This is a genomic window from Trichormus sp. NMC-1, assembly GCF_001858025.1.
In the GTDB taxonomy this organism is placed as follows: domain Bacteria; phylum Cyanobacteriota; class Cyanobacteriia; order Cyanobacteriales; family Nostocaceae; genus Anabaena.
Map to the genome: position 1 here is coordinate 96,209 of NZ_LZQD01000008.1, position 14,025 is coordinate 110,233.

At 42.0% G+C, this 14,025-nt stretch carries 9 protein-coding genes; 4 read left to right on the forward strand and 5 right to left on the reverse strand.

Annotated elements, in window-relative coordinates; all coding sequences use genetic code 11:
- Positions 1 to 84 precede the first annotated feature (84 nt).
- Both A9Y75_RS21280 and A9Y75_RS21285 read right to left on the reverse strand, forming a co-directional pair.
- Positions 85 to 1,317 carry an NAD(P)/FAD-dependent oxidoreductase gene (locus A9Y75_RS21280; protein WP_071191649.1) on the reverse strand — a complete coding sequence of 411 codons (1,233 nt, stop codon included), beginning with the start codon at positions 1,315 to 1,317 and terminating at the stop codon, positions 85 to 87.
- 96 nt (positions 1,318 to 1,413) lie between these two features.
- The gene (locus tag A9Y75_RS21285; protein WP_071191539.1) at positions 1,414 to 1,608 is read right to left on the reverse strand and encodes a hypothetical protein; all 195 of its coding nucleotides are present in this window, start codon (positions 1,606 to 1,608) and stop codon (positions 1,414 to 1,416) included.
- A gap of 591 nt (positions 1,609 to 2,199) precedes the next feature.
- Here A9Y75_RS21285 and A9Y75_RS21290 point away from each other — a divergent pair.
- Together A9Y75_RS21290 and A9Y75_RS21295 are read left to right on the forward strand one after the other, a co-directional pair.
- On the forward strand, positions 2,200 to 2,757 hold the full coding sequence (locus A9Y75_RS21290; RefSeq protein ID WP_071191540.1) for an SRPBCC family protein: 558 nt from the start codon (positions 2,200 to 2,202) through the stop codon (positions 2,755 to 2,757).
- A gap of 5 nt (positions 2,758 to 2,762) precedes the next feature.
- On the forward strand, positions 2,763 to 3,338 hold the full coding sequence (locus A9Y75_RS21295) for a DUF924 family protein (protein WP_071191541.1): 576 nt from the start codon (positions 2,763 to 2,765) through the stop codon (positions 3,336 to 3,338).
- Positions 3,339 to 3,391: 53 nt separating this feature from the next.
- On the opposite strand, the gene A9Y75_RS29850 is transcribed toward A9Y75_RS21295, so the two are convergent.
- From A9Y75_RS29850 to clpB, 3 genes are all read right to left on the reverse strand, one after another.
- Positions 3,392 to 8,623: a choice-of-anchor I family protein gene (locus tag A9Y75_RS29850; protein ID WP_143046471.1), complete on the reverse strand. Its 5,232-nt coding sequence runs from the start codon at positions 8,621 to 8,623 to the stop codon at positions 3,392 to 3,394.
- A gap of 413 nt (positions 8,624 to 9,036) precedes the next feature.
- Positions 9,037 to 9,273: a Nif11-like leader peptide family natural product precursor gene (locus A9Y75_RS21305; protein ID WP_071191542.1), complete on the reverse strand. Its 237-nt coding sequence runs from the start codon at positions 9,271 to 9,273 to the stop codon at positions 9,037 to 9,039.
- Positions 9,274 to 9,563: 290 nt separating this feature from the next.
- Positions 9,564 to 12,182 (reverse strand): ATP-dependent chaperone ClpB, encoded by a 2,619-nt coding sequence (gene clpB / locus A9Y75_RS21310; RefSeq protein ID WP_071191543.1) that lies wholly within the window; start codon positions 12,180 to 12,182, stop codon positions 9,564 to 9,566.
- A gap of 557 nt (positions 12,183 to 12,739) precedes the next feature.
- Between clpB and A9Y75_RS21315 the strand changes: the two genes are divergently transcribed.
- Complete coding sequence (locus tag A9Y75_RS21315; protein ID WP_071191544.1) at positions 12,740 to 13,114, forward strand: hypothetical protein; 375 nt, start codon at positions 12,740 to 12,742, stop codon at positions 13,112 to 13,114.
- A gap of 660 nt (positions 13,115 to 13,774) precedes the next feature.
- The gene (locus tag A9Y75_RS21320; protein ID WP_071191651.1) at positions 13,775 to 14,023 is read left to right on the forward strand and encodes a TIGR02450 family Trp-rich protein; all 249 of its coding nucleotides are present in this window, start codon (positions 13,775 to 13,777) and stop codon (positions 14,021 to 14,023) included.
- The last annotated feature ends 2 nt before the right edge of the window (positions 14,024 to 14,025 follow it).

Here is a 14,025-nt window from a genome sequence, read left to right on the forward strand (position 1 = left end):
TAACTATCCAAATAATCATGCCTTAATCCGATCTTTTTTGGTTACAGTTTTAGAAGCAAAAGAGTATAGAATCAGATGTGTCAATTAATTAGGGTTTGCTATTGCCTGTCCAGCTAAATAAGCGGTTGTCCAAGCACTCTGGAAGTTAAATCCGCCCGTAATTCCATCAATATCTAATACTTCACCGGCAAAATACAAACCAGGTACTAACTTACTTTCCATAGTTTTAAAGTTAACTTCTTTGAGGCTAACCCCACCACAGGTGACGAATTCTTCTTTAAAAGCACCTTTACCGCTAATTAAGTATTCTCCTTGAGAAATTTCTTGGACTAGCTGATTTAAGGTTTTGTTGGGTATTTCTGCCCAACGGTCTTCAGTGGTTATACCGATACGAGCAATAATATATTGCCAGAGACGATGGGGTAAGTCTACTCCGCGATGAAGGGCTACTGGTTTTTTACCCCATTCCTGTTTTATTGATAAAATCTTTTCTTTGACTTCCTCTTGTGACAAGTTTGGCAGCCAATTGATCAATAATTTGGCTTGATAGCGATTTTCATGGAGTATTCTTGCACCCCAAGCCGAAAGTTTCAGCACTGCTGGTCCGCTGACACCCCAGTGGGTGATTAACAAAGGGCCAGTTTGTTGTAGTTGATGTTTTCCGGGAAGGGATAAACGCAGATTTACAGGAGTGATGCTGATTCCCGCTAATGCCTGTAATTTAGGGTCAGCAATGTTAAATGTGAATAGGGAAGGAACAGGTGTTTCGATGTGATGACCTAATTCTCTAGCGATTTTATGACCGATGATGCTGCTACCTGTGGCTAAAAGCAAGCAATCGCAATATTTCGTTTCTCCTGATTTGAGAAGAATTTCAAAACCCTGGTTTTGTCGAGTTACAGAAACCACAGGTGTACCAATACTAAGTTCTAACTTAGCTGTAAAGGCAGCTTTAATCAAACATTCAGCAATGGTTTCCGAACGATCTGTAATTGGGAACATCCGCCCATCTGCTTCAGTTTTCAAATTTACCCCATGAGCGGCAAACCAGTCTACCGTGTCTAAGGGTTGAAAACGAGTAAAAGCCCCCCGCAAAGCTTTTCCACCTCTGGGGTAATTGAGGGCTAACTCTTGAGGATCAAAACAAGCGTGAGTGACGTTACAGCGTCCTCCACCAGAAATTAGCACTTTCGCCAAAGGTTGACGACTGGCTTCGATTAACGTCACTTGGGCTTGAGGATTAGCTTCAGCACAAGCGATTGCACCAAAAAATCCTGCCGCCCCACCACCAATAACTACAATTTGTAACGGTAACAACTTCAAAAATATCTCAATAGCACCTACTTAACTAGGTTAGCTGTTATTTTCAATCTTCCACGCTCAACACATCTGGCTTATATCTGCTGACAGATATTAAAAACGCCACCATATCTTTTGAAGATAACTGAAAATCCCTACTGCGATCGCAGCCAACAACAATAGCCAAATCACACCACCGGGAAGAAATGTGAGAATACCAAAGCCTCTCAGGATCAAAATAGCTATTCCCATACCTAAAAGGATGCCAAATATTTGGGTTAATTTGCGATTTATGGAAGATTGATTCATCCTATTTCCCTCTTAAATCAAACTAAAAATGAGATATGATGTGGATTCTGGCTAATTGTTGATCAAAAAAACTCTCTGCGTCACCGCTCGATTCCCTAATGATTACCACTTGATAGTCATTCTAAGCTGTTAAGTCAGTAGGCCAAAAGAAATCAAACCATGTTAAGTAAAATAACAAATTTCAAAATTCGCTCGTAGTCAGGTCTACGGCCCTACTTGGAGGTTTAAAAATTACTGAAAAGCTTGTTTCGTCTGCTTTTTTCATTAATCATTAATCATTCCCAGCAAGCTGTACTAGCCTGTTTTTACCAAATTTATTCAGAATCCACTGAAATTTAGATCATGTCCAGAAAATATCAAAATTGAACTGTAATTAGAATTGAGTGTGGTGAAATCGATCAAACTTCAAGATTTGCAGTTTCCCCTCCCGGTTCGGTAGATGCTGGCAATTAGTAACAAGTAACCTCAGTTCGTCATGGGGATTTAGAGGATGTCTGAAACCTGCCACCTTCAGATATGGGATAATTTGACCGATAAGGAAGCTAAACAAGACAACTGTTCACGGTTTGTTGAGGAGTAACTCTAGTCAATATGTCTGCGTTTGATATTTCAGACTTAACTATTAAAGGTTCTGATATGCTTTGGAGTCAAGATAAGCAAAAGTCGCTAATCCAGGGTGAAATTTTGCTGCAAACGCGATCGCATACTACCTGGGGTGGTGCTGTCACGGCGAGTATGTATGTACCCTTGATGCGATCAACTGTATGGCAGCAAATCACTGATTACCCTCGTTGGGTACAGTATTTTCCTGATATTACCAAAAGCGAAATGACATCTAAAGGTGATGTCAAATTTCTGTATCAAACTGCACAAAAAGCTTTTTTGTTTTTTACAGCCCAAGTTGAAATTTACCTGAACGTCGTCGAAGTGCTGGGACAACAAGTTCAATTTAAGATGGAAAAGGGAAGTTTTCAGGACTTTCATGCCAATTTAGACCTGAAAGATTTGGGTAATGGTACTTTACTCGCTTATTCAGTCCAAGCCACACCACATATTCCCATTCCTTCAATTTTCATTCAACAAGCAATGAGTTTGGAATTACCTACAAATATGCGTAAAATGCGACAAGTGCTTTGTAATAGTCAATAATCGCAATGTCAAAGGCAAAAACTATTTTGGAATTTTGGTTTGGTCATCCTGACGAACTAGATTATGGTAAACCTCAGCAATTTTGGTTTAGCAAACAACCAGATGTTGACGAGGAAATCCGCACCCGGTTTATCGAAGATTACCAAAAAGCAGCGACAGGGTATTTAGATGATTGGATTAATACAGCCGAAACCTGTCTGGCTTTGATTTTACTGCTAGATCAATTTCCCCGAAATATTTTTCGTGATACTCCAGACGCTTTTGCAACTGACTGGGAAGCACTCTCAGCAGCACAACACGCTGTTGCACAAGGTTACGATCGCGAATTATTGCCTGTACAACGCTGGTTTATTTACTTACCCTTTGAACATAGTGAAAACTTAGCTCATCAGCGTCAATCTGTGAAGTTATTTCAGCAACTCAGTCATGATCCCGAAAGTCTGAGTGCGATTGAGTATGCTTTTGAGCATATGAAAATAATTTCCCGTTTTGGACGCTTTCCTCACCGTAACCAAATTTTAGGACGTATTTCTACCACAGAGGAAGAAGAGTTTTTACAGCAGGGGGGCAATTTATTTTAGGGAAAAAGGGAAAAGGTTTTTTCTTTTCCCCCTTTTTTACCTAACTTTTCACATTAACTGAATAGGAAATTAGCTCCGAACAAGTTTACATCTACATCAGCATTGTTAAAACCAGATGTACCCAATAAAGTGACTAATAACTGACCCTTACCAAAATCACTCTCAATTCCATCACTGACTCTAAGTTGTGTATTAGCGCCTAATGTAACAACATCAATAGCAGCGATATCGCTGAAATTAAGCCTATCCCCTGACGCACCACGGACAAATTGATAAACCTTATCGACACCATCACCAAAGACATAATTGACAACATCAACCGCATTATCCACACCTAAGTATAAGTTGTCATTACCTAGACCACCAGTCAGGGTATCTTCACCAGCACCACCATAGAGGTTATCGTTACCATCGCCACCAACAAGACTATTATTTCCACTATTGCCCACAATCTGGTTATCGCTGCTATTGCCTATACCGTCAATATTTTCAGTCCCTGTCAGGTAGAGACGTTCAGTATTAACTAAGGTAAAAGTTACAGAGGAATAGACTGTATCTATGCCTTCATCTGCATTTTCAGTCACAACATCGCCTATGTTATCGACGTAGTAAATGTCATTACCTAGACCACCAATTAAGGTATCTGCACCAGTCTCACCATTGAGGATATCGTTACCCTCTCCCCCCTCTAGGTTATCATCACCTGCTCTACCAAACAGACGGTCGTTACCATTGCCACCAATAAGACTGTTATTTCCACTATTGCCAACAATCTGGTTATCGCTGCTATTGCCTATACCGTCAATATTTTCAGTCCCTGTCAGGTAGAGACGTTCAGTGTTAACAAGGGTAAAAGTTACAGAGGAATAGACTGTATCTATGCCTTCATCTGCATTTTCAGTCACAACATCGCCTATGTTATCGACGTAGTAAATGTCATTACCTAGACCACCAATTAAGGTATCTGCACCAGTCTCACCATTGAGGATATCGTTACCCTCTCCCCCCTCTAGGGTATCATCACCTGCTCTACCGAACAGACGGTCGTTACCATTAAAGCCTTGAATCAGATCATCAGCAGGTGTTCCATTGAGTGTGTCTCTTCCTGGTGTACCTTGAATGATATTGAGGTTATTCAACGTAAACCTAGCTACGCTGGGGTCGTGGTCACTATCTTGGTCGAAAAACTCCGAATTGATATGAACTACATCAAATCCATCTAGCTTACTCAGCAAGTTGTTACTAACTAAGATGTGGTCAAGACTTTGAGCATTTCCTTCAAAGTTGTAGGTATAACGCTCATTTTGGGGAAGAGTTTCAATTAAGGTATTTAATCCAGCGCCTTCTAAAGTAGTTAGAGGATTGGAGAACTCAAAGTCATTTAAGTCCCCGGCAACTACGATATTGGCATTAGGATTAACTGCCAAAATGCTTTGGACAAAGTTTTTAACAATCGTCGCTTGTTGATTACGTTGGGTTTCGCTGGTCAGAACGGGGGGTTGATTAACACCAAATAGGGGTTGATCTCCACCTTTGGAGTTGAAATGATTAGCTATCACATAGACAGTCTGACCGTTAAAGGTGAATTCACCTACTAAGGGTTTACGACTGGCATTAAAGGCAGCGTTAGTGGGGTCAATCAGACCAGGACTAGCGGAGAGTGTCGGCACACCATTAGCGTTAGTAACGGTGGTGTTGGAGGTTGATGTACCACCAGCAATGTCTACAAATGAAACACGTTGAGGATTAAACAGGAAACCTACCCGGATATTACCACCTGGTTGGCCGCCGTTTGTGTCATCGACTGGGTTAATTTGTCGATATTGATATGTGGGGCCACCAGCCGCAGCAATGGCATTAATTAAAGTCTGGTATGTTGTGCTGGCATCAACTACGCTGTCGTTGGTAGGACCGTTATTATCCTGAATTTCTTCTAGAGTGATAATGTCTGGTGATTTCAGATTATTGACAATGCGATTAGCTAAATTATTAAACTGAGTTGCACCATCACCAGGATCAAGATTTTCGACGTTAAAGGTGGCAATTGTCAGTTGGTTAGCTGTAGGAGTGAGGTTTGTGACCTCTTTAGTCAAAGTGCTTGGTGTAACTACATTAGGTGCTGTGCTGGGCAATATTTCATAGTTGCCAAAGCTATAGTTTACTACCCCGACGATAGTCCCTAACTCCGCTCCTACACTGACATTGGGAGAAGTGCCACCAGTGAGAGTATCGTCAATTTGGATACGTTCTGGATTAAAGTCACCTTGACTAATCCCCACACCACCACGGGCTGTCCTACCAGTGGCATTTACCCCATCATCAGCCAATACCCAAATTTCCCCAAATTGATTGGTTGGGCTAACTGTCACAGGATTATTAATCTGTACCCGCATTCCTTCCAGACTTTCATAGAAGTCTATCCCGTCTTGGTCTGGGTCAAATGTACCGTTTCCTACCTGACCATTACTATCGTTATCAATGACTGTGGTAGGAATTGCCCGACCTCCATTACCTAAAACTATGGCAGCTGGTAAGGAATTGCCATTGGAAAGTACGGTAATTGAAGGGCTAGTAATCTCTGTGATAGTTAAGTTGTTAGTACCGCCAGCGCCACCCGGACGGAATTCTGTTACTGTTCCACTGACTGTGATTGAGTCGCCTACTTGTACAGTTGGTGCTGATGAGGTGAAGACGAAAATAGCTTCGCTGGTTCGGTCGTCATTGTCTGGATTGGGGTCTTGGAAATAGAACCCGTTATTAGCCAACGTAGTGACAATACCTGCGACACCGTTAACATTTTGCCCTACTAGTGGGGAAGTATGTCCAGCGCCTTGAATATCACGGATGCTGACTGGTGGGTTAACTTCAAATACCGCAACGGTTTTGCTAACTTCGTTGGCGATGACTAAAAGGGGTTTGCCTGTGGGACTGTCTGCTGCGGAGATAAAGGTCAGCCCTTCAGGAGCGACATCTTCTGGTGTGTTGATGTACTGTACAAATTGTGGTTGGTTAGGATTGGTAACATCATAAACTATGACATCTCCTGTACGTTCTAGACCGATAAAGGCATAGGTGCGGTTGTTGATGACTCCAACTACAACGCCTTCCGGTTCTGGCCCTTTGTTGTCGCTACGGCTGTCAAAGTTGGCAGCTTGACCATCGGAGTTAAACAGGGTTGGGACTCTTGCCGCTGTGATTTGTTCGAGTTGGTCGCCACTATCAAAGACCTGAGTACCGCTTGCATTCCAGATGGAGAAGGAACGCGCTCCAAATGCTTCAATACGATCAATATATCCGTCTCCGTTGGTATCCCCTGTGGCGTTGGTTAGTTGCAATCTTCCCAAGTTGGCATTTTGCTTCAGGATTGCCGCATTGGAGAAAACATTTGGATCTAAGACATAGCTGGCATTACTAACACGGATTTCCTCACTAAATCCTGTATAGTCGCGGGAATCACCTTCGTTAGCGGTGATGTAGTAGGTTTGTCCGTTGACGGTGAAGTTAGCGATCGCATCTGGTTGATACAATCCAAACACAGGCCAGTTCTGAATATTGATGCCACCATCCTGATCACTTGCATCTATGCCATTACCAGGAAGACTGTGATCTTTCCTCCCAAGGGGCAGAATTTGGGTGATTGTGGCAGTGGTAATATTCAGAATTGCGATCGCATTGTTTTCTTGCAGGATAATCCGTGCGGTTAAACCATCTGGATCTACTGCAATGTATTCTGGTTCCACATCCTGGGCAACTGTAGCACCAGGCCCGATAATTCTCACACCAGCGGCTTTGAGGGATGCAATCTGACTGTTAAAACTGGTAAAAGTGGCAGTTTGCACTGTTGCACTGGCAACACCACCCGAAATATCAATAATGCTAACAGAACCTTCTGGATCAACAGAATTGGCCTGTCCGTAGCTGTTGGGTTCGCCTTCGTTGGCTACCAATACCTTCGTGCCATCGGGTGTAAAGGTGAGCATATCAGGCAATGCACCCACATCAACTGCACTGATAAAGCTGCCATCTGCGGCATTGAAAAAGGCGACTTTACCAGTTTCTTGGGCGTTGGTTGTGGTGTTTTTGATGGCATAGGCAACAGCAACAACACCATTTTTCACTGCTACGCTGTTGGGAATTAATGCAGTACCAGCAGCAGGAGTGATTCCGGAAGTCAAACTACCAGCCGCAGCCAGAGAACCTGTATTGCTAACGGTATAAAATTCAACATTGTTGCCAGCAACGACAAATAGACGATCACTCCCTGGATCAAAGGCGGGTATTTCGGCACCATTGGTACTGGTGATGCCACCAACTTTCGTTAAAAAGCTGGAGTCGTTATTGGTAATGGTAATGTTTTGGGAAGTAGTGCCACCTAAACTAATACCTGCGGAGGGACTAGAGAAAGTTAATATTGCGGTTTCTGTGGCTTCAACTACGGCATCATCAGCAACAATGAAGGAGACAGAACCAGCGGTTTGTCCGTTGGGAATAGTAATTGTGGTATTGCTGAGGTAGTAATCGCTGGCAGTAATACCAGTTCCCGATACTCCCAAGTTAACAGTCTGGTTGCCAGAAACGGCACTAGAGGCTGTGGCGGTGACTGTGATTACTGTTGTACCTACTTCTGTACCAATATTAGAACTTACAGATAAGTTAACTGTGGGTGTTGTCCCTCCTGCGCCGATAGCAAATGCTGCTGAACTAAAAGGTACATCAGGGGCAGTACCATCATTACTTTGGTTGCCGGAACCGTCCTGTGTTTGCCAGTTAGCAGGATTATTAATCAGCGAGAGATAGGAAACAAAGTTTGCTTGTCCACTACGGGAACCATTGTATTCAGCAACATCAATACTACCAGATAATGCCAGGGCATTTGCCCCAGCCGTTAGCCCCGTGTTTGTTAGCGTACCAGTTGTAGCATTACTAAAAGCATTGCTAGAAATCGCCGTGATAAATGTTGGCGTAGCCGCAGGTCCTTGATACGCGTAAATCGATTCGTCATTATTACCAAGGACAATTGTGCCTGTAGAGAGTGTGCCTGTACTTGCAGATTTAGAATTTAAACTCGTGCTACTAATACTAACAATAGTACCTGCTGTCACTAGAGAAGTAGCTGTCCAAGTAAATCTACCTTCACCTGTATTCAAGGCAGAACCGTCCCATTCATTATCCTCAAAGGTAATGCTTTCCCCTGCATTAATATCAACGATTGCCACAAAAGCAAAATCGTCATTTCCATCCGCATTAAAACCAACAAATGCGATGTTTCCTGCTGCGAGTGCCATAAATAAATTCTCCTAAGAAGCTGTTTAAAACAGCAAGAGGTAAAATCTGCTGTTTATCTATTTATTGATAAAGGCTTCTATGAATTTATAGCTATTGTTTTAAGAAACAACTAGTTAATAGGTTAAGACTAGTTTAATTAAATTTTTATCTAGTTCTTAAATTACAAATATATAACAAATATATAAGTTCAGAGGGAACTCTTAACGGGGAATATGAGATTGAAATAATGACACTGTTTTTTTCGTACCACTCTCATTTAAAAAACATCTTTTTCTTGACTGAGTTTTAAACTCTAAAACTTTAGTTTCTTATCTATTACCTATTCCCTTTTTTATAACAAATTTCAAAATTAGCTTGTAGTTAGGGCTAAAGCCCTACTTTAAAGTCTAAAAGCCTCACTACAAATAATTAATTAGCGTAAGTTGATATTCCGAATTAGTTTCATCGGTTCACTTGCAAAAAATAAGTCTTCTAATTCACCTTCCGTAAAGTTGTAGCCAAGAGTTGCGGCAAAATTGACAATTTTCTGGGTATCCCAATGACAACTGCTCAAAAATCCTTGCTGACAGCAATTATTATAGTATTGTTTATAAATTTCTGGCTGTGAACTCAACATCTCATAAAAGCTTTCAACTTGTTCTAAAGACATATTTCAGATATTTGCAATTTTATTAATAGTCAACAGTAGATTGATTTATAGTAATTTTTTGTTAATCTCTGGAAAGACTTAAAAAATTTTAAATTTATAGCCGTGGACAGGGTGGTTAGGACATCAATTGATAATGAAATTCCCACTACAAGAGGGTTTTACTCCTGACTCCTGACTCCTGACTCCTGACTCCTGACTCCTGACTCCTGCTATAAATTTAATTTGTCGAAAATTTTAACAAACCCGATGGCTTAAAGCAACCGGGTTGTTCAAAAATAAATTCGATTTATTTAGCTGGTAAAAACCTCAACGGGTAAGCGACTAAAAGCAAGACGTTCATTTTGAACATCAACAAAAATTGTATCACCGTCGTGGAATTCACCGCGTAAAATAGCTTTGGCAATTTGCGTTTCTAACTCTCGCTGAATTGCGCGTTTCAGCGGTCTAGCTCCGAAAACCGGATCATACCCTACTTCTGCTAAAAAGTCAAGTGCCGCGCCTGAGAGTCGCAGGGACATTTTTCTGTCGATTAATCTTTCTCTGAGTCTTTCTACTTGCAGTTGGACAATTTGCCGTAATTCCGATTTTTGCAAACTGTGAAAGATAATAAATTCATCAACTCGGTTGAGAAACTCAGGACGGAAGCTACCTCGCATTGCTTCCATTACCCGATGACGCATTTCATCATAGCGGGAATCATCACCAGACACATCAAGAATGTACTGCGAACCGATGTTACTAGTCATGATAATAATGCTATTCTTAAAGTCTACTGTCCGCCCTTGGGCATCGGTGACGCGACCATCATCCAGAATTTGCAGAAAGACATTAAATACATCGGGGTGGGCTTTCTCGATTTCATCGAAAAGAATAACAGCGTAAGGACGACGGCGAATTGCTTCTGTTAATTGTCCCCCTTCTTCATAACCCACATATCCGGGAGGCGCACCAATCAGCCGGGAAACGGTGTGTTTCTCCATATATTCTGACATATCTATCCGCACCAAAGCTTCTTCAGTGTCAAACATATATGCAGCTAGGGCTTTGGCTAATTCAGTTTTACCTACACCGGTGGGACCGAGGAAAATAAAACTAGCAATGGGACGATTAGGATCAGAAAGTCCAGCGCGAGAACGTTGAATTGCATCTGCTACGGCTGTTACTGCTTCAGTTTGGCCAATAACGCGGTGGTGGAGTTCATCTTCTAATTGCAGCAGTTTTTCTTTTTCTGATTCTACCAATTTGCTGATGGGAATTCCTGTCCACTTAGAAATAATTTCGGCGATATCCGATTCGGTAACTTCTTCTCGCAGCAAAGATTTACCAGTTCCTTGGGTGTTTGCTAGTTCGGTTTCTGCATCTTCTAATTTGCGATGCAAATCTGTTAAATCGCCGTATTCCAACTTAGCCGCGCGGTTAAGGTCATACTCTCTTTTTGCTTGCTGGATTTCTAGATTAACTTTTTCAATCTCTTTTTTCACAGATTGAATTTTGTCGATAATGCTTTTTTCCGATTGCCATTGTGTACTCAAAGTTCTTTGTTCTTCTTTGAGGTCAGCAATTTCTTTTTCTAGTCTTTCTAGGCGTTCTCTGGAAGCAGCATCACTTTCTTTTTGCAAGGAAAGTTTTTCCATTTCCAGTTGTAGAATCTTCCGGTCGATTTCGTCAAGTTCTTCGGGTTTGGAGGTAATTTCCATTTTCAGCCTAGCTGCGGCTTCGTCTACTAAGTCGATGGCTTTGTCTGGTAAAAAGCGATCGCTAATATAACGACTCGATAATGTGGCAGCGGCAACCAACGCACTATCAGAAATCTTTACCCCGTGGTGGTTTTCATAGCGTTCTCTCAAACCCCGCAGAATCGAAACTGTATCTTCTACACTTGGTTGATCTACATAAACTTGTTGGAAGCGTCTTTCTAAAGCCGCATCTTTTTCGATGTGTTTACGATATTCATCCAAAGTTGTCGCCCCAATACAACGCAATTCTCCCCGCGCTAACATTGGTTTTAACAAGTTTCCCGCATCCATAGCGCCTTGGGTTGCACCTGCACCGACAACGGTATGAATTTCGTCGATAAATAAAACTATATTTCCACCCGAATCGGTAACTTCTTTTAATACTGCTTTGAGGCGTTCTTCAAATTCACCTCGGAATTTTGCTCCGGCAATTAAAGCCCCCATATCTAAACTAATTAATGTCCTATCTTTAAGAGACTGAGGAACATCACCAGCTACTATCCGCTGTGCTAAACCTTCGGCAATGGCTGTTTTACCAACACCTGGTTCACCAATTAAAACTGGATTATTTTTAGTCCGACGGGAGAGAATTTGAATGGTACGGCGAATTTCATCATCACGGCCAATGACTGGATCTAATTGACCTTTGCGTGCAGCTTCTGTCAAGTCACGCCCGTATTTTTCCAGTGATTGATATTTTCCTTCTGGACTTTGATCTGTCACTTTTTGGCTCCCCCGAATTTGTTTAATGATATTCTTTAATTTGCTTTCATCTACACCAAATTCTTGGAATAGACTTTTGCCAAAGCGGTCATCTTTGGCGTAACTTAGCAATAAGTGTTCAACAGAAATATACTCGTCTTTAAATTCTTTACGATATGCATCAGCCCTGTCTAACAGTGTATCTAAGCTTTTCCCTAAGTATACAGAAGTGCTGCTACCTGATACTTTGGGCTGACGTAAAATAAATTGGTCGGTGCGATCGCTCAGTTTTTGGAGGTTGACACCTGCTTTACTTAAAATCGGGGTAGTTAGTCCGTCTTGTTCTAGCAGCGCTTTCATCAGGTGTTCACTTTCTAGCTGCTGTTGCTGGTATTGCTTGACGACATCAGGGGTATGAGCGATCGCTTCCCAGGCTTTTTCTGTAAATTGGTTAGGATTAGTAGGTTGCATAGGCTTTTTTGATAAACTACTTCAGCGGCAGTCTCTAATATCGTCATTGTAAAAACACCAAAGCCCTTACCAGGATCGGTCTTCACATCCTGATAAAGTAGTGTTATCAACAAACTGAGTTTTATAGAGGGAAATTTTACCCCAGTAGCTAACAGAGATTGAAGAAGACACGGAGAAAGAGGGACACGGGGACACGGGGACGCGGGGACACGGAGAAAGAGGGACGCGGGGACACGGGGATAAGTCAAGAGTAAAGAGACACGGGGAAAATCTCTCCGCGTCTTCCCCTCTCCGCGTCACCGCGTCCTCTTCTTCCCCCTCACCGCGTCCGGAGAAAGAGGGACACGGAGAAAGAGGGACGCGGGGACACGGGGATAAGTCAAGAGTAAAGAGACACGGGGAAAATCTCTCCGCGTCTTCCCCTCTCCGCGTCACCGCGTCCTCTTCTTCCCCCTCACCGCGTCTTCTTCGGTCAAAGCCTGTCCCCTGGTAGCGGAAAGGAAAAGAAACGAAGTTTTATAATTTAATTATGCCAAGGTACTTAGTGGATACTGAAGATGATTAACCCCTACGACTTTGAGGATGATGACTTCGACATAGAAAATGAGGATTTTTTGACCATGAATCCCGTTAGCAAAATGACTGAAGGTGAAAAGCTTCAGCGATTTAAGCGCTTTTTTGACAGCAGTACCCGTGCTATGTTACAAGACTGCTTGTTTCGTGTTGTCAATGATGAAGATGGTACAGGTACTTTAGAAATACTTTGTCCTAATGAAATCGTCCGTCAACGCCTTTCCAAAAAAAAGCGCAAAATTATCAACAATATTGACGGCTGTTGGCGGCAGATTCGATACTTTTCTCTATGTATTCAGGAAGATGAAAAATTAAATTGTCAGACATTTAACCGTAATGCTGACTTGATATCAAATTAAAAATTAAATATTAAAAATGTAAGAATTCAGGAGTCAGGAGTCAGGAGTCAGGAGTCAGGAGTCAGGAGTCAGGAGTCAGGAGTCAGGAGTCAGGAGTCAGGAGTCAGGAGTCAGGAGTCAGGAGTCAGGAGTCAGGAGTCAGGAGTCAGGAGTCAGGAGTCAGGAGTCAGGAGTCAGGAGTCAGGAGTCAGGAGTCAGAATGCTTATGAAATGAAGAATAGAGAGAAGTGAGATTTTATCAAAATCATCAAAGTTGACTAAAAAAGCCTTTATTCTCCTGAACCGCAGGTCTGCGTAGCGTCTTCTGTATTCTCTATCCTGAATACTTAACTTAAAAATTAAAAACGTTCGCGTAACGTCCCGTAGGGATTGGGATATTTTTTATCTGCAAGTCTCTAGGTAAGCTAATAATCATTCAAATTGCATCTCTGTGTCTTTCTGATGCTAGGAACCTTACTTTTTCATAATACAAAAACTAAGTCTTAAGCCTCTCCCGTATTAAAAGTTTCTCCTCTTCCCTCCCTTGTAGGGGAGGGTTAGGGAGGGGTGCGGGGAGAGGTTTGGAGAGGGGTTCCATATTTGGTTAAACAATGAACCGTTTGCAGTATAGCTTATGGGTATGAGATACTTTTGTTCTTGTTCACTGAATTAACTGAAAAAATGCCTAAAAAACAGAAATTTCCTTATTTACTTGGTTCCAAATGGACAGCACAGCAAAAAGTTGATGGTTGGCGACATTTTCAAGTTGTTAATCGGAAAAATCAGGGTAAATGGGTATATGCGGAAATGGTTGCTGCTTGTGACCCTCAAGTTCGCTTTTGGCTCAATGCTAAATTATTACAAGATAATTCTCAGTGGCACGCTGGCTGGCAAACATTGCAAGAAATCAAAGCTATTAATGAAAATTAATA

Excerpts from the sequence above, each read along its gene's own strand:
- A9Y75_RS21285 (WP_071191539.1), bottom strand. The coding sequence starts at position 1,608 with ATGAATCAATCTTCCATAAATCGCAAATTAACCCAAATATTTGGCATC.
- A9Y75_RS21290 (WP_071191540.1), top strand. The coding sequence starts at position 2,200 with ATGTCTGCGTTTGATATTTCAGACTTAACTATTAAAGGTTCTGATATG.
- A9Y75_RS21295 (WP_071191541.1), top strand. The coding sequence starts at position 2,763 with ATGTCAAAGGCAAAAACTATTTTGGAATTTTGGTTTGGTCATCCTGAC.
- A9Y75_RS29850 (WP_143046471.1), bottom strand. The coding sequence starts at position 8,623 with ATGGCACTCGCAGCAGGAAACATCGCATTTGTTGGTTTTAATGCGGAT.
- A9Y75_RS21305 (WP_071191542.1), bottom strand. The coding sequence starts at position 9,273 with ATGTCTTTAGAACAAGTTGAAAGCTTTTATGAGATGTTGAGTTCACAG.
- clpB (WP_071191543.1), bottom strand. The coding sequence starts at position 12,182 with ATGCAACCTACTAATCCTAACCAATTTACAGAAAAAGCCTGGGAAGCG.
- A9Y75_RS21315 (WP_071191544.1), top strand. The coding sequence starts at position 12,740 with ATGATTAACCCCTACGACTTTGAGGATGATGACTTCGACATAGAAAAT.
- A9Y75_RS21320 (WP_071191651.1), top strand. The coding sequence starts at position 13,775 with ATGCCTAAAAAACAGAAATTTCCTTATTTACTTGGTTCCAAATGGACA.